18 protein-coding genes are annotated in these 17,410 nt (G+C 72.3%); 4 read left to right on the top strand and 14 right to left on the bottom strand.

Annotated elements, in window-relative coordinates:
- Nucleotides 1–42: 42 nt before the first annotated feature.
- The 8 genes from ACFY2A_RS11930 to ACFY2A_RS11895 form a co-directional block, all read right to left on the bottom strand.
- Nucleotides 43–831, bottom strand: a complete 789-nt coding sequence (locus ACFY2A_RS11930) for an IclR family transcriptional regulator (RefSeq protein ID WP_387170984.1) — start codon at nt 829–831, stop codon at nt 43–45.
- A complete protein-coding gene (gene pcaC, locus ACFY2A_RS11925; protein ID WP_363920502.1) occupies nt 828–1,208 on the bottom strand; it encodes a 4-carboxymuconolactone decarboxylase in 381 nt (126 codons plus the stop codon). The genes ACFY2A_RS11930 and pcaC overlap by 4 nt, the downstream gene beginning before the upstream one ends.
- Nucleotides 1,208–1,987 (bottom strand): 3-oxoadipate enol-lactonase, encoded by a 780-nt coding sequence (gene pcaD, locus ACFY2A_RS11920; protein ID WP_387170981.1) that lies wholly within the window; start codon nt 1,985–1,987, stop codon nt 1,208–1,210. The genes pcaC and pcaD overlap by 1 nt, the downstream gene beginning before the upstream one ends.
- On the bottom strand, nt 1,984–3,408 hold the full coding sequence (gene pcaB / locus ACFY2A_RS11915; RefSeq protein WP_387170979.1) for a 3-carboxy-cis,cis-muconate cycloisomerase: 1,425 nt from the start codon (nt 3,406–3,408) through the stop codon (nt 1,984–1,986). The genes pcaD and pcaB overlap by 4 nt, the downstream gene beginning before the upstream one ends.
- Complete coding sequence (pcaG, locus tag ACFY2A_RS11910) at nt 3,383–3,952, bottom strand: protocatechuate 3,4-dioxygenase subunit alpha (protein ID WP_363920496.1); 570 nt, start codon at nt 3,950–3,952, stop codon at nt 3,383–3,385. Before pcaG ends, pcaB begins: the two co-directional genes overlap by 26 nt.
- Nucleotides 3,945–4,691, bottom strand: a complete 747-nt coding sequence (gene pcaH, locus ACFY2A_RS11905) for a protocatechuate 3,4-dioxygenase subunit beta (RefSeq protein ID WP_387170976.1) — start codon at nt 4,689–4,691, stop codon at nt 3,945–3,947. Before pcaH ends, pcaG begins: the two co-directional genes overlap by 8 nt.
- A gap of 118 nt (nt 4,692–4,809) precedes the next feature.
- Nucleotides 4,810–5,577, bottom strand: a complete 768-nt coding sequence (locus ACFY2A_RS11900; protein ID WP_387170974.1) for a CoA-transferase subunit beta — start codon at nt 5,575–5,577, stop codon at nt 4,810–4,812.
- Nucleotides 5,574–6,392: a CoA transferase subunit A gene (locus tag ACFY2A_RS11895; protein ID WP_387170972.1), complete on the bottom strand. Its 819-nt coding sequence runs from the start codon at nt 6,390–6,392 to the stop codon at nt 5,574–5,576. The genes ACFY2A_RS11900 and ACFY2A_RS11895 overlap by 4 nt, the downstream gene beginning before the upstream one ends.
- Nucleotides 6,393–6,734: 342 nt before the next feature.
- On the opposite strand from ACFY2A_RS11895, the gene ACFY2A_RS11890 reads away from it, so the two are divergent.
- Both ACFY2A_RS11890 and ACFY2A_RS11885 read left to right on the top strand, forming a co-directional pair.
- Nucleotides 6,735–8,195 carry a benzaldehyde dehydrogenase gene (locus ACFY2A_RS11890; RefSeq protein ID WP_387170970.1) on the top strand — a complete coding sequence of 487 codons (1,461 nt, stop codon included), beginning with the start codon at nt 6,735–6,737 and terminating at the stop codon, nt 8,193–8,195.
- Between the two features lie 17 nt (nt 8,196–8,212).
- Complete coding sequence (locus ACFY2A_RS11885) at nt 8,213–9,382, top strand: 4-hydroxybenzoate 3-monooxygenase (protein ID WP_387170968.1); 1,170 nt, start codon at nt 8,213–8,215, stop codon at nt 9,380–9,382.
- Nucleotides 9,383–9,401: 19 nt separating this feature from the next.
- Here ACFY2A_RS11885 and ACFY2A_RS11880 read toward each other — a convergent pair whose 3' ends face one another.
- A complete protein-coding gene (locus ACFY2A_RS11880; protein ID WP_387170966.1) occupies nt 9,402–10,112 on the bottom strand; it encodes a class I SAM-dependent methyltransferase in 711 nt (236 codons plus the stop codon).
- Between the two features lie 242 nt (nt 10,113–10,354).
- Between ACFY2A_RS11880 and ACFY2A_RS11875 the strand changes: the two genes are divergently transcribed.
- A complete protein-coding gene (locus tag ACFY2A_RS11875) occupies nt 10,355–12,217 on the top strand; it encodes an adenylyl cyclase (protein WP_387170964.1) in 1,863 nt (620 codons plus the stop codon).
- Nucleotides 12,218–12,265: 48 nt separating this feature from the next.
- Here ACFY2A_RS11875 and ACFY2A_RS11870 read toward each other — a convergent pair whose 3' ends face one another.
- The 5 genes from ACFY2A_RS11870 to ACFY2A_RS11850 form a co-directional block, all read right to left on the bottom strand.
- On the bottom strand, nt 12,266–12,784 hold the full coding sequence (locus ACFY2A_RS11870) for a GNAT family N-acetyltransferase (protein WP_387170962.1): 519 nt from the start codon (nt 12,782–12,784) through the stop codon (nt 12,266–12,268).
- Between the two features lie 111 nt (nt 12,785–12,895).
- Nucleotides 12,896–13,825, bottom strand: coding sequence for an AMP-binding protein (locus tag ACFY2A_RS11865; protein WP_387170960.1), 930 nt, complete (start codon nt 13,823–13,825; stop codon nt 12,896–12,898).
- A complete protein-coding gene (locus ACFY2A_RS11860; RefSeq protein WP_387170958.1) occupies nt 13,822–14,286 on the bottom strand; it encodes a MaoC family dehydratase in 465 nt (154 codons plus the stop codon). Before ACFY2A_RS11860 ends, ACFY2A_RS11865 begins: the two co-directional genes overlap by 4 nt.
- Complete coding sequence (locus ACFY2A_RS11855) at nt 14,283–15,455, bottom strand: acyl-CoA dehydrogenase family protein (RefSeq protein ID WP_387170956.1); 1,173 nt, start codon at nt 15,453–15,455, stop codon at nt 14,283–14,285. The genes ACFY2A_RS11860 and ACFY2A_RS11855 overlap by 4 nt, the downstream gene beginning before the upstream one ends.
- Nucleotides 15,456–15,479: 24 nt before the next feature.
- The gene (locus ACFY2A_RS11850; RefSeq protein ID WP_387170954.1) at nt 15,480–16,628 is read right to left on the bottom strand and encodes an acyl-CoA dehydrogenase family protein; all 1,149 of its coding nucleotides are present in this window, start codon (nt 16,626–16,628) and stop codon (nt 15,480–15,482) included.
- Between the two features lie 89 nt (nt 16,629–16,717).
- On the opposite strand from ACFY2A_RS11850, the gene ACFY2A_RS11845 reads away from it, so the two are divergent.
- A complete protein-coding gene (locus ACFY2A_RS11845; protein WP_387170952.1) occupies nt 16,718–17,383 on the top strand; it encodes a TetR/AcrR family transcriptional regulator in 666 nt (221 codons plus the stop codon).
- Nucleotides 17,384–17,410 lie beyond the last annotated feature (27 nt).

Raw genomic sequence — 17,410 nt, 5'->3', positions numbered from 1 at the left:
CGACGGGCCGCCCCGGGCCGATTCGCCCGCCCGGGCTCGGGTTCAGCGACCGGGGCCGGCGCTCAGGTCCTCCTCGATGCGCTTGGCGGTGGCCAGCAACGGCGGCAGCAGTTCCTTGCGGACCATCTCGAACGAGCCGCGGCTGGCGTGGGCGGAGACGTTGACCGCGGCCACCACCGAGCCGTTGTCGCCGTGGATCGGGGCGGCCAGTGAGCGCAGCCCCTCCTCCAGCTCCTGGTCGACGAGGGCGTACCCCTGGGTGGTGATCTTCGTCAGGATGCCGCGCAGCTTGGCCGGGTCGGTCACGGTGCGCCGGGTCAGCGGGCGCAGCTGCGCCGTGGCGAGATAGTCGTCCAGCCACCTGGCCGGCTGCGCGGCGAGCAGCACCCGACCCATCGACGTGGCGTACGCGGGAAACCGGGTGCCGACGCTGATCCCCACCGTCATGATCCGCTTGGTGGGTACCCGGGCGACGTAGACGACCTCGTCGCCGTCGAGCACCGACACGGAGCAGGACTCGTGCACCTGCGCCACCAGCGCCTCCATGTGCGGCCGGGCCACCTCGGGCAGGCTCAGGCTGGACAGGTAGGCGTAGCCGAGGTCGAGGATGCGTGGGCGCAGGGAGAACAGCCGCCCGTCGGTGCGTACGTAGCCGAGTTCGACCAGGGTGAGCAGGAAGCGGCGGGCGGCGGCCCGGGTCAGCCCGGTGGCCCGGGCCACCTCGCTGAGGGTGAGCTGCGGGTGTTCGGCGTCGAAGGCCCGGATCACGGCGAGACCGCGTTCCAGCGACTGGACGAACTCGCCGGGGCGGGCCGTCGCCTCGTCGCTCACTGGGCCTCCTGCCGCAGAGTCTCCTGGGCCACCTTGAACGCCCGGTTCGCCGCCGGTACGCCAGCGTAGACGGCCACCTGGAGCAGCACCTCCCCCACCTCGTCGGGGGTCAGGCCGTTGCGCAGGGCGGCGCGTACGTGCATGGCCAGTTCCTCGTCGTGGTGCAGAGTGGCCAGCACGGCGAGGGTGATGCAGCTGCGGGTACGCCGGTCCAGCCCTTCCCGGGTCCAGATCTCACCCCACGCATACCGGGTGATCAGATCCTGGAAGTCGGTGGTGAACTCGTCGGTGCCGGCGATGGCCCGGTCGACGTGCGCGTCGCCGAGCACCTGCCGGCGTACCACCATGCCGGCCTCGTACCGCTGCTGGTCGGTCATCAGCGCACCGCGCCTTCCGGATCGAGGTGGTCCACGAGCAGTCGGGTGACGGCCTCGGGTTGCTCGACGTTGGCCAGGTGCGCCGCGCCGTCGAGCACCACCAGGCGGGCCGACGGGATCCGCTCGGCGATGGCAGCGGCCTGCTCCGGTGGGGTCGCCGGATCGTCGGCCGCACCGATCACCAGCGTCGGGGCGCGGACGGCGGCCAGGTCCGGACGCAGATCCATCGCGGCGATCGCCTCACAGCAGCCCGCGTACCCGACGGCGGGTGTGCCGACCAACATGTCCCGGTAGGCGGCGACGGTGTCCGGACGACTCTCGGCGAAGGCAGGGGTGAACCAGCGCTCGACGATCGCGTCGGCGATGCTGTCCAGCCGGCCCGCACGCACGGCGGCGGCCCGGGCCCGCCAGCCGTCCGCCGGCCCGAGCGACGCGGAGGTGCACAACAGGGCGAGGCGGTCGATCCGCTCGGGGGCGTGCGCGGCCAGCCACATGCCGACCATCCCGCCGAGGGAGAGCCCGGCGTAGTGGACCCGGATCACGGCCAGGTCGTCCAGCAGCCGCAGCACCTTCCGGCCGAGCAGGTCGATGGTGTACGGCCCGGCCGGCACCGCCGAACCGCCGTGGCCGAGATGGTCGTAGCGGACCACGCGGTACCGCTCGGCCAGCGCCGCCACCTGCGGCTGCCACATCGCGCCGGTGGTGCCGAGAGAGCTGCCGAGCACCAGCACCGGTGCGTCCGACGGGCCGTCCACGGTGGCGTGCAGCCCGCCGGTCACGGCTGTGCCTCCCGATGCGGGCCGGCGGTGGCGGCCGGGCCTCGCGCCGCCTCGTGGCGCGGGCCGGCGGTGGGGCCCTGGCCTCGGGCCGCCTCGCGGTGCAGGTCGAGGGCGCGGTCGATGAGCTGCCCGGCGCTGCCGAGCCAGCCGGCCGGGTCGAGTGCGGCGTCGACGTCCGGCTCCGACAGGTAGGCGCGCAGGTCCGCGTCGGCCAGCAGCGCCGCCCGGAAGTCGGGCCGGCCGGCGGCGCGGCGGACCAGGTCGTGGGCGGCGGCGCGGCCGAGCGCCGGTGCCAGGCGGGCGGCGACCGACTCGGCGAGCAGCAGGCCGCCGCTGGCGTCCAGGTTGACCCGCATCCGCTGCGGACGTACGTCGAGGTCGGCGAGCATCCGGGCGGTGCGGGCAGCCGCCCCACCTGCGAGGTGCGTCAGGTCGAGCAGGGGTTCCCACTCGGCGTGCCAGCCACCGGTGGCCCGCTCGTGTTCCTGGCCGGCGGCGGCGAACAACGTGCCGACGAGCCCGGGGCCACGTCGGGCCGCGGCGGTGACCAGCACCGAGTCCACCGGGTTGCGCTTGTGCGGCATCGCCGAGGAGCCACCCCGCCCCGCACCCCCCTCGGCCACCTCACCGACCTCGGTCTGCGCGAGCAGGCCCACGTCGAGGGCGATCTTGCCGGTGGCGGCAAGCAGCCCACCGAGGGCCGCGGTTAGGTCGAGCAGGGGCTGACGGCGGGTGTGCCAGGGCAGCGGGCTCGCCGCCAGGCCCAGGTGCGCGGCGAACCGGTCGACCATCGCCGGCCCGGCCGTGCCGTACGCGGCGAGCGTGCCGACCGCCCCGCCCAGCTGCGCGGGCAGGTCGGCGCGCGCCCTGGCCAGCCGGGTCCGCGCCTCGACCAGGCCGACCAGCCAGCCGGCCGCCTTGAGCCCGAAGGTGGTCGGTGCGGCCTGCTGGCCGAGGGTGCGGGCGGCCATCAGGGTGTCGCGGTGGGTCCGGGCCAGCCGGGCGGCGGCGTCGGCGGCGTCGGCGAGGTGCCGCAGCAGTGGCTCGGCGGCGCGGACCGCCACCAGCGACAGGGCGGTGTCGAGCACGTCCTGGCTGGTCGCGCCGTGATGCACCCAGGGGCGGGCCGGTTCGGCGACCGCAGCGGTCAGCTCCCGCACCAGCGGGACGACGGGGTTGCCGGCCGCCTCGGCCGCGGCACCGAGAGCGGCCGGGTCGTACCGTTCGGCGCGGCACTGCCGGACGATCTCGTCGGCGGCCGGGGCAGGCACCAGCCCGACGTCGGCGCCGGCCCGGGCCAGGGCGGCCTCGACGTCCAGCAGCGCCCGCAGCAGGGCGTGGTCGCCGATTTCGGCGTCGACGTCGGGTGTGCCGGAGAGCCCGCGCAGCAGTGCCTCAGACGGCGAAGAAGACGGTCTCATGCTCTCCCTGAAGGCGGATGTCGAACTGGAACCCGTCCGAGCCCGGTCGGGCCAGCAGCGTGTCACGCCGCTGCGGGTCGACGGTACGCAGCACCGGGTCGGTGGCGTTGGCCGCCTCGCCGGGGAAGTAGACCCGGGTGACCAGGCGGTGCAGCAGCCCTCGCCCGAACACCGACAGGGTCAGGTGCGGCGCCTCCGTGTCGCCGTCGAAGGTGGGCAGCGGCCCCGGCTTGACGGTGTGCAGGGCGTACCGGCCCTCGGTGTCGGTCTCGGCCCGGCCGAAACCCCGGAAGCCGGGGACCGTCGGTGGCCGGGCGCCCCGCGGATCGTCGGGGTGGTCGAAGCGCCCGTCGGGATCGGCCTGCCAGCTCTCCACCATCGCGTCGACCACGGCCGCGCCGGTGCCGTCGACGATCCGGCCACGCAGCCAGAACGCCTCGGGCGTGCCCTCCGGAACCACGTACGGCCCGTCGGGCCAGCGCAGGCCGATGTGCAGGTACGGCCCGACGGTCTGGGCGGGCGTGACGCCAAGCGACTCACTCATCGTCGTCCTCGTCCTCGTCCTCGAACACGGTGGCCTCCCGGCCCCGCAGCACGATGTCGAACTCGTAGGCCAGCGCCCACTCCGGGCGGGTGGTGGTGTGGTCGTAGCGGGCCACCATCCGCTGGCGGGCCCGCTCGTCGCGGACCGAGTTGAAGATCGGGTCCTGGAAGAACAGCGGGTCGCCGGGGAAGTACATCTGGGTCACCAGGCGCTGGGTGAACGCCCGGCCGAAGAGGGAGAAGTGGATGTGCGCGGGCCGCCAGGCGTTGTCGTGGTTGCGCCACGGGTAGGCACCGGGCTGCACGGTGACGAAGCGGTAGCGGCCGTCCGCGTCGGTCAGGGCCCGTCCGACGCCGGTGAAGTTCGGGTCCAGCGGCGCCGGCCAGGTGTCGGCGGCGTGCCGGTAGCGGCCGGCGGCGTTGGCCTGCCAGATCTCGACGAGGGTGTGCGGCACCGCGTGGCCGTCGCCGTCGAGGACCCGGCCGTGCACGATGATGCGCTGCCCGAGGGGCTCACCGTCGTGCTGGCGGGTCAGGTCGTGGTCCAGCTCGCCGAGCCGGCCCTCGCCGAGCAGCGGCCCGGTGACCTCGGTGAGCCGCTGCGGCAGGTAGGTCAACGGCTGCTGCGGTGCCCGCACCACGGTCGACCGGTAGCCGGGGCTGAGCAGTGGCGGATGGGCGTCGACGTCGTCGCGCCGGTAGCTCGGCAGGATCAGTTTCCGCTCGGCGTCCTGGGTCACGGCCGCTCCTCCCCTTCAGTCGATCCGAGTATCCGCGACCCGGAGGCGTCGAGCGGAAACCCGAGGGCGATCGCACCGCCCTGCGGTCCGGCGACCGCGGTGGCCGGGCAGCGCCCGCTCACGCCGCCGCCCGCATCGTCGCTTCGAGGGCACGCAGCACGGTGAGTTCCTCGGCGGTGGGCGGCTCATTGGTGCTCAGGTCCTCGGCGACGGCGAGCGACCAGCCGGTGGCCTCGCGGACCCGCTCGACGGTGACGCCCGGGTGCAGCCGGGTGAGGGTGAGTTCGCAGCTGTCCGGGTCGGCCTCGAGGACGCCGAGGTCGGTGATGACGGTACGGGGTCCACCGCCGCGCAGGCCGAGCCGTTCCCGGTCACCGGGGCCGGCGCCGTAGCCGACCGAGGTGACGAAGTCGACGCGTTCGGTGAACGTACGCCGGCTCTGCCGGACGATCACCACCACCTCGCCGCAGGAGGCGGCGATCTCGGGAGCGCCACCGGCACCGGGCAGGCGGACCTTCGGGTCGGTGTAGTCGCCACCGATGACTGTGGTGTTGATGTTGCCGTACCGGTCGAGCTGAGCGGCACCGAGGAAACCGACGTCGATGCGCCCGGGTTGCAGCCAGTAGTTGAAGACCTCGGGCACCGAGATCACCGCGTCGGCGGTGTCGGCGAGCACGCCGTCACCGATGGACAGCGGCAGCCGGTCCGGCTTGGCGCCGAGACAACCGGACTCGTAGATCAGCACCAGATCCGGCGCGTGGGTGGCGCGGGCCAGGTTCGCCGCGGTGCTGGGCAGGCCGATCCCGACAAAGCAGGCGGTGCCGTCGCGTAGCTGTCGGGCGGCCGCCACCGTCATCATCTCGTCGGCGGTGTACTGCTCGCTCATGCCTGCACCTCCGCGTTGCGCACGTGCCGTTCGATCCATTCCTGGAACGTGTCACGGTCCCGGCTGATCTCGTCCCAGGCCACGTAGAAGGCGTTGTCCCGCACCGAGTAGCCCTGCGCGTACGAGGGATGGGCACCGCCGGGAACGTGCGCCACGGCGGTGATCGCCCAGCCGGGCAGCACGACCTGGCCGGCCACCGGGGTCAACTCGTCGACGATCTCCTCGACGGTGACCAGGGAGCGGCGGGCGGCCAGCACCGCCTCCTTCTGCACGCCGGTGATGCCCCACATCTGCACGTTGCCGGCGCGGTCGGCACGCTGGGCGTGCACCACCGTCACGTCGGGGTTCAGCGCGGGAACGGCGGTCAGCGTCTCCCCGGTGAACGGGCAGTCGATGCTGCGGATGTTGCCGGTGTGCCGGGGCAGGTCGGTGCCGGTGTAGCCGCGCAGCACGGCGAACGGCAGGCCGGAGGCACCGGCGACGTAGCGGTTGGCCATCCCGGCGTGGCTGTGTTCCTCCAACTCCAGCGGGACGGGCCAGGAGTTCTGCACGGCGTCGCGGAAGCGGTGCAGCGACCCGACGCCGGGGTTGCCGCCCCAGGAGAAGACCAGGCGGCGGGCGCAGCCGGCACCGATGAGCTGGTCGTAGACGACGTCGGGGGTCATCCGCACCAGGGTCAGGTCGCGCCGCTCCTGCCGGATGATCTCCTGGCCGGCGGCGAACGGGATCAGGTGGGTGAATCCCTCCAGCGCCACCGTGTCCCCGTCGCGGACCAGCTCCGCGACGCCGTCGGCCAGCGAGACGAGCTTCGCCATGAGCCTCCCTGCCTCCTGTGTCGCACACCCGCCGACCGCTGTTCGGTATGCGGACCGACGTACTTATCTCGAACGTAATCGGCGTTGGCGACGTTCGTCAACGCACGCCGGCCGGCTGGATTCACGCGTCCGACCTGACGCAGAAATGTTGCGGTGATCCGTTGACGCGAGCGGAGTCCCGTGCAAATGTCCTAGATGAGAACGCTTGTTCGGCAAGCGAACAAGCCAGGCACGCGGCCGGCTCTGGCGACCACCGGGCCGCCGCACGTATCAGGCGTGGCCGGAATCATCCCGCCGGCCACCGCCCGTGGCTGTCCCACCCGCGGCGCAAGGAGGATCACCATGCCCCTGCTCGACACCGACACCTGGCACGGCCGGATCTACAGCGACGGCTGGGTGCGGGCCTCCGGCGGCACCGCCACCGTCCGCGCCCCCGCCACCGGCGAGGAGATCGGCCAGATCGGAGTGGCCGACGCCGACGACGTCGCGCGGGCCAGCATCCGGGCCGCCGCCGCGCAGCGGGCCTGGGCCGCCACCAGCTACACCGAGCGGGCCGCCGTGCTACGCCGGGCCGGCGCGTTGTGGGAGCAGCACGCCGCCGAGGTCGGCGACTGGGTGGTCCGCGAGTCCGGGTCGATCCCGCCCAAGGGCGGCCTGGAGACCGGCACCGCCGCGCAGGAGTGCTACGAGGCCGCCACGCTGCCCTCGCAATCGCTCGGTGAGATCATCCCGAGCGCCCAGCCCCGACTGAGCCTGGCCCGCCGGCTACCGGTCGGCGTGGTGGGCGTCATCTCGCCGTTCAACGCACCGCTGATCCTGGCGATCCGTTCGGTGGCTCCGGCGCTGGCGCTGGGCAACGCGGTGGTGCTCAAGCCGGACCTGCGCACGGCGGTCTGCGGTGGGCTGTCCATCGCCCGGGTCTTCGAGGAGGCGGGGCTGCCCGAGGGCCTGCTGCACGTACTGCCGGGCGGAGTTTCCACCGGCGAGGCGCTTGTCGCCGACCCGCGCGTACGGGTGATCAGCTTCACCGGATCGTCCGCCGCGGGCCGCAAGGTCGGCGAGGCCGCGGCCCGGCACCTGAAGCGGGCGCACCTGGAACTGGGCGGCAACTCCGCGCTGGTGGTGCTCGACGACGCGGACCTGGACCTCGCCGTCTCGGCCGGGGCCTGGGGTTCCTTCCTGCACCAGGGGCAGATCTGCATGACCACCGGCCGGCACCTGGTGCACGAGAGTGTTGCCGAGCGGTACGTCACCGAGTTGGCCGCCAAGGCCGACCATCTGCCGGTCGGCGACCCCGCCAAGGAGCAGGTGGCGCTCGGGCCGATCATCGACGAGGCGCAACGCGACAAGATCCACGCGCTGGTCACGTCGAGCGTGGACGCGGGTGCCCGGCTGGCCGCCGGCGGCATCTACGACGGGCTGTTCTACCGGCCGACGGTGCTCGCCGACGTCACCCCCGCCACTCCCGCGTACGCGCAGGAGGTCTTCGGCCCGGTCGCCCCGGTGCTCAGCTTCTCCGACCTGGACGAGGCGGCGGCACTTGCCGGCGCCAGCGAGTACGGCCTGTCGCTGGGCATCCTCAGCCGCGACGTGATGAAGGCGATGGCGCTGGCCGAGCGCATTCCCAGTGGCATCGTGCACATCAACGACCAGACCGTCAGCGACGAGGCGGTGGCGCCGTTCGGCGGGGTCGGCGCGTCCGGCACCGGCTCCCGCTTCGGTGGGGCGGCGGCGAACATCGAGGCGTTCACCGAGACCCAGTGGCTCACGATGCAGGGCGACATCACCCGCTACCCGTTCTAGGCCCCAAGGAGGCATGGATGCGTACCCAGGTCGGCATCATCGGAGCGGGACCGGCCGGTCTCATGCTGTCGCACCTGCTGCACCGGCACGGGATCGACTCGGTGGTGGTGGAGAGCCGCAGCCGCGAGTACGTGGAGCACCGGTTGCGCGCGGGCGTGCTCGAACAGGGCTCGGTCGACCTGCTGCGGGACACCGGCCTGGGGGCGCGCCTGGACCGGGAGGGGATGCGGCACGAGGGCATCGAGCTGCGTTTCGACGGCGAGTCGCACCGGGTGCCGATGACCGAGCTGACCGGCCGGGCGATCACCGTGTACGGACAGCAGGAGGTGGTCAAGGACATGATCGCCGCCCGGCTGGCGGCGGGCGGGACGATCCTGTTCGACTCCCCCGCCGATCGGCTGTCCGGCCTGGACACCGCTCCGGTGATCCACTTCCGGCACCAGGGCCGGGAGGAGGAACTGCACTGCGACTTCGTGGTCGGCTGCGACGGCTACCACGGGATCAGCCGCCCGGCCGTGCCCGACGGGGTGCTGACCACCTACGAGCGCACCTACCCGTTCGCCTGGCTGGGCGTCCTCGCCGCCGCCCCGCCCGCGGTGGAGGAGCTGATCTACGCCCACCACGAGCGCGGTTTCGCCCTGTACAGCATGCGCTCGCCGCAGATCTCCCGGCTGTATCTCCAGGTGCCGGCCGACGAGGACATTGCCGACTGGCCGGACGAGCGGATCTGGGCCGAGCTGCGTACCCGGTTGGAGACGGTGCCGAACTGGACGCTCAACGAGGGGCCGGTGCTGGAAAAGTCGATCACCCCGCTGCGCAGCCTGGTGGTCGAGCCGATGCAGTGGCAGCGGCTGTACCTGGCCGGCGACGCGGTGCACATCGTGCCGCCGACCGGCGCCAAGGGCATGAATCTGGCGCTGGCGGACGTCGCACTGCTCGGTGACGCCTTCGCCGCCTGGTACGCCGACGGCAGCACCCACCTGCTGGACGGCTACTCGCGTACCGCGCTGCGCCGGGTGTGGCGGGCGCAGCAGTTCTCCTGGTGGATGACCTCGATGCTGCACCGGCTCAACGCCGACGACCCGTACGAGGCGAAGCTCCAGTCGGCGACCCTGCGGTACGTCACCACCTCCCCCGCGTACGCGACAAGCCTCGCGGAGAACTACATCGGCCTACCCGAGGTCTGAGCGCGGCAGGTGAGGGACCTCAGCGCTTGCGCGCGAGGATGAGCCGGAACCGTGGCCTGCCGTCGCGGTGCTGCCCCAGACCGGTCAGGGCGGTGTCCGTCACGGTGAAGCCGACCGCCGTCAGGTCGTCACGCAGCGCGGACAGGCTGGTGGTGTGGTAATACATCACGAACGGTGGACGCCACACGGCGTTGCGGACCCGCATGGTCAGGTCGAATCCGCGCGTGACCCAGTGCGCGACGGAGGTACGCGGCGACGGCGTACCGATCGGAACGGCGAACAGCCCACCCGGCCGCAGCGCCCGGTGGACCCCGGCGAAGAGCGCGGGCCGTTCCTCCGGCAGGAAATGCCCGAGCGCGCCGGCGCTGACCGCGAGATCGAACCCCTCGGTGAACGGCAGGGCCCGAGCGTCGGCCCGTACCCAGGTGGCGTCCGGGAATGTGCGGCGCGCCTGCGCGAGCATCCCGGCGCTGAAGTCCACGCCCGTGATCCGGTCCCGACACAGGGAGCTGAGGACCTGCATTCCCGCGCCGGTGCCGCAGCACACGTCCAGCCCGTGGTCGAACGACCCGACTTCGGACAGCGCTAGCGCGGTCGCGCGAAGAACGCTGTCCGGCGTACGGAACGGGGTGTGGTCGAACTTCGGCGCCAGCAGGTCGTAGCCACGCTCCACCGAGGAGAGCGCCTGGACGCACAGCTCCCGTAGCGACGGGCCGTGAGGCGAGAACACCGGCCGAGGGTACCTTCCGGACCGTCGGACGCCCTGCCCTCCGACTAGGTGATCGAGCGGCGGGCATCCGACGGTGTCGGCCGCAGCCCGATCCGCTCCAGGCATGGCGCGCGGCGGCGTTAGGGGGTAGAAACATCTCGGCGAGAGAGCGCTCTCACAGCGTCGTGATCCTCTCCCGCCACCGTGGTCTCCCACGTCGTCGGAACGGACACCGCACCGTGCCCGATCGGAAGGACGAACGCATGCCGACCCCACCACCACACCGGCGACTCGGTCGGGCACTTGCCTTCGGGCTGGTGCTGACCACCGCCGCGGTCGCCACGAACACGCCGGTCAGCGCCGGCCCGCCCCGACCGGCCAACCCCACCTTCGGGCCCAATGTCACGATCTTCGACCCGAGCATGCCGGTCAGCCAGATCCAGGCGACCCTCGACGCGGCGCACGCCGCACAGGTCGACAACGAGATGGGCACGAACCGACACGCCTACCTGTTCCGGCCGGGCCAGTACGGCACCGCCGAACAGCCACTCCAGATCAAGGTCGGCTACTACACCGAGATCTCCGGCCTGGGCGCCTCCCCCACCGACGTGGTCATCAACGGCAAGGTCGAGACGTACAACCGCTGCCTCACCGAGGGCGGCACCGCCAACTGCATCGCGCTTGTCAACTTCTGGCGCACGCTGAGCAACCTGTCCCTGCGCATCAACGCCGCCGGCCAGGACGACTGCCGCGCCACGGCCAACTTCTGGGCCGTGTCGCAGGCCGTGTCGATGCGGCGGCTCGACATCAGCGGCGGCGGACTGTCGCTGATGGACTACTGCACCAACGGGCCGCAGTACGCAAGCGGCGGCTTCATCGCCGACTCCCGGCTGCCGGCCACCACCAACGGCTCCCAGCAGCAGTGGCTCACCCGCAACAGTGAGGTCGAGAGCTGGTCCAACGCCGTATGGAACCAGGTGTTCGCCGGGGTGGTCGGCGCTCCCGACGACGCCGGGTTCCCCGACCCGCCGTACACGACGCTCGACACCACCCCGCTGAGCCGGGAGAAGCCGTACCTGTTCGTCGACGCCAGGGGGAAGTACCAGGTCCGGGTGCCGGCCGTGCGCCGCGACACGCGCGGCATCACCTGGGGTACCCGGATGACGCCGGGTCGGACCATCCCGATCAGCGACTTCTTCGTCGCCCGACCGTCCGATCCGGTGCACGTCATCAACCGTGAACTCGCCCGGGGCCGGCACCTGCTGCTCACCCCCGGGGTGTACGACGTGGCCCGCAGCATCGAGGTCCGGAGGCCCGACACGATCGTGCTCGGTATCGGGCACGCCACGCTTACCGCGGTGAACGGCGCGGTGCCGCTCAACGTTGCCGGGGTGCCCGGCGTGGTCGTCGCCGGGGTCACAATCGACGCGGGCCTGAAGGAATCACCGGTGCTGCTGCGGGTCGGCCGCAAGCACGGCCGCAACCACAGCACCCCGCGCAACCCGATCACGCTGTCCGACGTGTACTTCCGGGTCGGCGGCCCGCACATCGGCCGGACGGACACCGCGCTGGAGGTCAACAGCGACCACGTCCTGATCGACCACACCTGGGTGTGGCGGGGTGACCACGGTGTCGAGGGCTTCACCGAAGGCGTCAACGGCGACACCGACCGCTGGCGTACCAACACGGGTCGCTACGGCGTCGTCGTCAACGGCGACCACGTCACCGCCACCGGCCTGTTCGTCGAGCACTTCCAGCGGTACAACACGGTGTGGAACGGTGAGCACGGCACCACGATCCTCTACCAGAACGAACTGCCGTACGACCCGCCCACGCAGGCGGACTGGCACAACGGCAAGGTCAACGGGTGGGCCGGCTACAAGGTCGGCGACCGGGTCCGCCACCACACCCTGCACGGTGGCGGGGTGTACGTGTTCAACCAGAACGATCCGTCGATCCGTACCGAGAACGGCTTCGAGGTGCCGGTACGCCCCGGCGTCCGGCTGCACCACATCATGACGGTCAACCTCAGCGCCGGCACCATCGACCACGTCGTCAACGGCGTGGGCGAGGCGGCCGACATGGACCGGGTCGGCGCTCCGGTCTACCTGAGGCAGTACCCGTAGCACCGCAGGCGCGGGGGCCGGCGGCTCGCCGGCCCCCGCCGACGCGGTTCAGTGCACGACCGGGCTGCGGCGCTCCAGCAGGACGACGTCACGCCAGCGGCCGTGGTGGCGGCCCACCCGTTCGCGGGTGCCGACCACCCGGAACCCGGCCCGCCGGTGCAGCGCCAGGCTGGCGGTGTTCTCGGGGAAGACGCCGGACTGGATCGTCCAGATGCCCGCCGCGTCGGTCGACTCGATAAGCGCGTCGAGCAGCAGCCGGGCCACGCCCCGGCCCTGGGCGGCCGGGTCGACGTAGACGGAGTGCTCCACCACCCCGGCGTAGACCGCTCGGGCAGAGGTCGGCGACACGGCGATCCAGCCGATGAGCGTCCCGTCCGCATCGACCGCCACCAGCCGGTGCGCCGGCAACCGACCGGCGTCGAAGTCGGCCCAGGACGGCGCGACCGTCTCGAAGCTGGCGTTCCCACCGTCCAGCCCGGCCTGGTAGATCGCCAGTACCCGGTCGGCGTCGTCCGCCGTCATCGGGCGCAGTCGCACCTCGGCCGTCACCGGCTCGTTTCGGATCATGGCCGAATCGTAGGCGAGGGCGTCGGACGGCCCGCACGGCGATCGGAAGCGCGCCGGTCGCCGGGTCGGGCCGGGTGCGACCTGGCGCGGCGAGAGCTACTGGCCACCGCGCTAGCTTCCGGGCCCCCGCCGGTACCGGTCGCCGTGGCAGCCCAGGCGACGCGAGCGGAGCCGCCGCGCCGGGCGCGACCTGCCCGCGGATGGGTCCGGCACGGGCGAGTCGCGCTCCCCCTCCGCCGCGTGGACGACCGTGTCGAAGGTGATGGTGAAGCGTTGTCGCAGGGACGGCGGCAGCGGGGCCCGGCTCACGCAGCGACGCAGCCGGGGCAACGCCCGGCGGCCCCGCGCCGCGTCGAGCAGGGCCGCGTACATCGCCGACGTGCCGTGGAAGACGGTGACCTCCTCGCGCAGCATCAGGTCCAACGCCGCCGGGCCGGTGAAGCGGCTCAGCAGCACCAGGGTCGCCCCGGCCCGGAAGGTGCCGGTCAGCGCGACGGCCTGGCCGAACCGACCGCCCAACGGTAGACAGCCGAGCACCACGTCGGTGCCGTCCGGCTCGGCGGCCGGGTCGACGTCGGGGTCCGCGAACGTGGCAGTGCCGCCGGGTGGGGTGTCACAAAGATCTTCCAACCGGGGTGCGCCGGACAGGCCCCGGCTCGGGCCGACCGTGAGCAGTGGTACCCCCGCCCGGGCGCTGAGCCGCCGCCCGGCGGCCAGGTGCGAGGTGTGGCAGACCAGCAGCCTCGCGTCTCGGGCCAGGTGGTCGGCCTGCGGACCGACCGGCACGCCGACCGGCACAGCGACCGCACCTGCGGCGAGGGCGCCGTAGTAGACCCGGGGAAAGTCCACCACGTTCGGCGCGAGCAGGGCCACCGCGTCACCGTCGCGCACCCCGGCGGCCCGTAGCCCCGCGCCGTAGCAGCGGGCTTCCAACCACAGTTCGGCGTACGTGACGCGAGCCCGTCCGTCGACGACGGCGACGGTGTCGGCGTGCCGGTCGGCGGCTCCGGCCAGCACTGTCGCCGGGGAGAGCGCCGTCATCGGGGCGGGTCCGCATACAGCCGGCTCACCGTCTCGGCCACGCAGACCGGCTTGCCGCCGCCGTCCCCGTCCACTGTCACCGTGGCCACCAGTTGCGCCCCGCCCTCGAAGGGGCTGACCTCGTCGATCGTGGCGACGACCCGCACCGAGCTGCCGACGCGTACCGGCGCCGGAAAACGGACCCGGTTGAGGCCGTAGTTGACCCCCATCCGCACCCCGTCCACCCGGTACAGGCGGCCGACCAGCGCGGGCAGCAGGGCGAGCGTCAGGTAGCCGTGGGCGATGGTGCCGCCGTACGGTCCGGCCGCCGCCCGTTCCTGGTCGAGGTGGATCCACTGGTGGTCATCGGTGGCGTCGGCGAACCTGTCGACCCGGCGTTGGTCGATGGGGAACCACGGGCCCGGCCCGAGTCGCTCGCCGACCGCGCCGGCCAACTCGTCGATGCTGGCGAAGCGCCTCATCCCAGATGCCCTCCGAGCTTCGTGTACCCGCGCAGCAGGTCGCGGGAGATGATCAGTCGCTGCATCTCGTCGGTGCCCTCGAAGATCCGGTACAGCCGCACCTGCCGGTACCAGCGTTCGATTGGCAGCTCGCGGGTGTAGCCCATCCCGCCGTGGATCTGCATGACCCGGTCGACCACCCGGTTGACCATGCCGGCACCGTAGAGCTTCGCCATCGAGGAGGCGTGCCTCGGGTCCAGGCCGGCGTCAACCGTCCACGCGGCCCGCAGGATGAGCCAGCGGGCCGCCTCCAGCTCGGTCTCCGAGTCGGCAATCATCCACTGGATGGCCTGGTTGGTGCCGATCTTGGCCCCGAAGGTCTCCCGGGTGTTGGCGTGGTCGATGGCCATCCGCAACGCGCGTTCGGCGATGCCGACGGCGTGCGAGGGGATGGTGTAGCGCCCCTTGCCGATCCACTGCATGGCGAGGGCGAAACCCTGCCCCACCTCGCCGAGGATGTTGCGGTTCGGTACCCGTACGTCGTCGAAGAACAGCGAGGCGGGCCCGCCCTCGCCCATGGTAGGGATGAACTCCGACCGCCAGCCCATCGCCCGGTCCACCAGGAACGCGGTCGCCCCGCCGTTCCGGGCCCCCCGCTCGGGATCGGTGACCGCGATGACGATGGCGAAGTCCGCCTCGTTGCCGCCGGTGATGAAGGTCTTCTCGCCGTTGAGGATCCAGTCGTCGCCGTCGCGGCGGGCCCGGAACCGGATGTTCGCGGCGTCGGAGCCGGCGCCCGGCTCGGTGATGGCGAAGCAGGAGTTCCGCTCCCCTTCGATGGTGGGCAGCAGGAACTCCTGCCGCTGCTCCTCGGTCGCGTGGAAGAGGATGTTGTCCGCCTCGCCGCCGAAGCGGAACGGCACGAAGGTGCGACCGATCTCCGTCCAGATCAGCGACTGGACGACGGCGGGCAGATCCATGCCGCCGTACTCCGCTGGCGTGGCCAGCCCCCAGAAACCGAACTTTCGGGCCTTGAGCTGCAACTCCCTCAGCTCGGAGCGTTCCAGGCCGGGCTGGTGGGCCCGCTCGCGGCGCAGCAGCTCCTGCTCCAGCGGCATGACCTCCCGGGTGATGAAGTCGCGGGCGGTGTCGCGGATGGCCCGCTCCTCGTCGGAGAGCCCGAAGTCCATGTGCGCACGCTTCCTCTCGCGGGTTCAGAAGGCGTTGACGCCGGTGAGCGCCCGCCCGATGAGTAACTGTTGAATCTGGCTGGTGCCCTCGTAGAGGGTGGCGACGCGGGCGTCGCGCAGGTACTTGCCGACCGGGTACTCGTCGATGTAGCCATACCCGCCGAAGACCTGGATGGCGTCGTTGGCCGCGCGGACGGCGGCCTCACTGGCGAACAGCTTGGCCATCGACGCCTCGGTGGCGAACGGCTCGCCCCGGTCGATCAGGTCGGCGACCCGCCACACCAGCAGCCGCGCCGCGGCGGTGTCGACCGCGATGCCGGCGAGCAACTGCTGCACGAGCTGATGTCCGGCGATCGATTTGCCGAACTGCGTACGCGTTCCGGCGTAGCCGACGGCGGCGTCCAGGCAGCCCTGGGCGATGCCGACGCAGCCCGCGGCGACCGACATCCGGCCCTTGGCGAGGGTGGCCAGCGCCAGCTTGAAGCCGGTGCCGCAGTCGCCGAGGCGGGCGGTGTCGGGCACCCGGACGGCGTCGAGGACGAGTTCGGCGGTGGCCTGACCGCGCAGGCCCAGCTTGCCCTTGATCTCCGACCGGGTGAGGCCCGGGCTGTCGGTCGGCACCAGGAACGCGGTGATCCCCCGGTGGCCCGGGCCGCCGGTACGGGCGAAGAGCAGCGCCACGTCGGCGGTGGTCCCGTTGGTGATGAACGTCTTACGGCCGGTCAGCAGCCAGTCGTCGCCGTCGCGGACCGCGCGGGTGGTAAGCGCCGCCGCGTCCGAGCCGCTGTCCGGCTCGGTGAGCGCGAAGCAGCCGAGCGCGGTGCCGGAGCAGAGCGGCGGAAGCCACCGTTCCCGCTGCCCCGGGGTGCCATGGGTGGCGATCGACTTGGCGACCAGGCCGAGCGAGACCGACACGATGCCACGGACGGCCGAGTCACCCCGGCCGAGTTCCTCAAGCACCAGGCAGTACGCGAGGTGGTCGCCGCCGGAGCCGCCGTACTCCTCGGCGATGGTGAGGCCGAGGAAGCCGACCTCGCCGAGCTTGCCGACGATGCCGGGGTCGACCGCCTCGCGCCGGTCCCAGGCCGTCGCGTGCGGCACCACCTCGCGGTTGACGAAGTCGGCGGCGAGCGAACGGACCGCGACCTGCTCGGCGGAGAGGTGAAGGTCCATGGCGCTAAACTAGCGGTGCAAGTTTTATGCTGTCCAGACCCCGGTGTGGCAAAGTTCCCCGCGAGCCACTAACCCGAAGGAGGACGCCCATGCCCCGGCCGCGACAAGCCCTGCTCAGCCGGGCGCGGATCGTCGAGGCCGCCGCCGCGTTGATCGACGCCGAGGGGCTCGACGCGTTCTCCACCCGTCGGCTCGCCGCCGCCCTCGGGGTACGCGGACCCTCGCTCTACAACCACTTCGCCACCAAGGACGAGATCCTCGACGCGGTCGCGGACAGCATCACCGGCCAGGTCGACGTGTCGTTCTTCGGCGAGGTCGACTGGCGTGAGGCGCTACGACGCTGGGGGCATTCCTACCGGGCCGCGCTCGCCGCCCATCCAAACATCGTGCCGCACCTGGCCCAGGGCCCGGGTCGACGCCCGGCGGCGCTGGCCATGGCCGACGCCGTCTACGGCGGGTTGGTCGCGGCGGGTTGGCCGCCCGCCCGGGCGACGCACATCGGCGCGCTCATGCGCTACTTCGTGATGGGTTCCGCGCTCAGTTCCTTCGCCCAGGGCTTCGTGAAGGATCCGGGGCTCTACGCGAAGCAGTACCCGCACCTGAGCCAGGCCCACCGCCTCGCCGAGCACCAGCACCAGGTCGACGAGGGCGCCTTCGCGCTGGGCCTGGAGGCGCTCATCGACGGGCTGTCGCACACGTACGAACGCGTCGTCGGCCCGCTGCCACCCCTCCCGCCGGGCGGCTCGGCGTACTAGAGTTCAAACTTGCACCGCTAGTTTTAG

The sequence above is a fragment of the Micromonospora sp. NPDC000442 genome (assembly GCF_042898635.1).
Lineage (GTDB): Bacteria > Actinomycetota > Actinomycetes > Mycobacteriales > Micromonosporaceae > Micromonospora.
The sequence above is the reverse complement of the archived record's forward strand: the minus strand, read 5'-3'. Positions and strand labels throughout refer to the sequence as shown.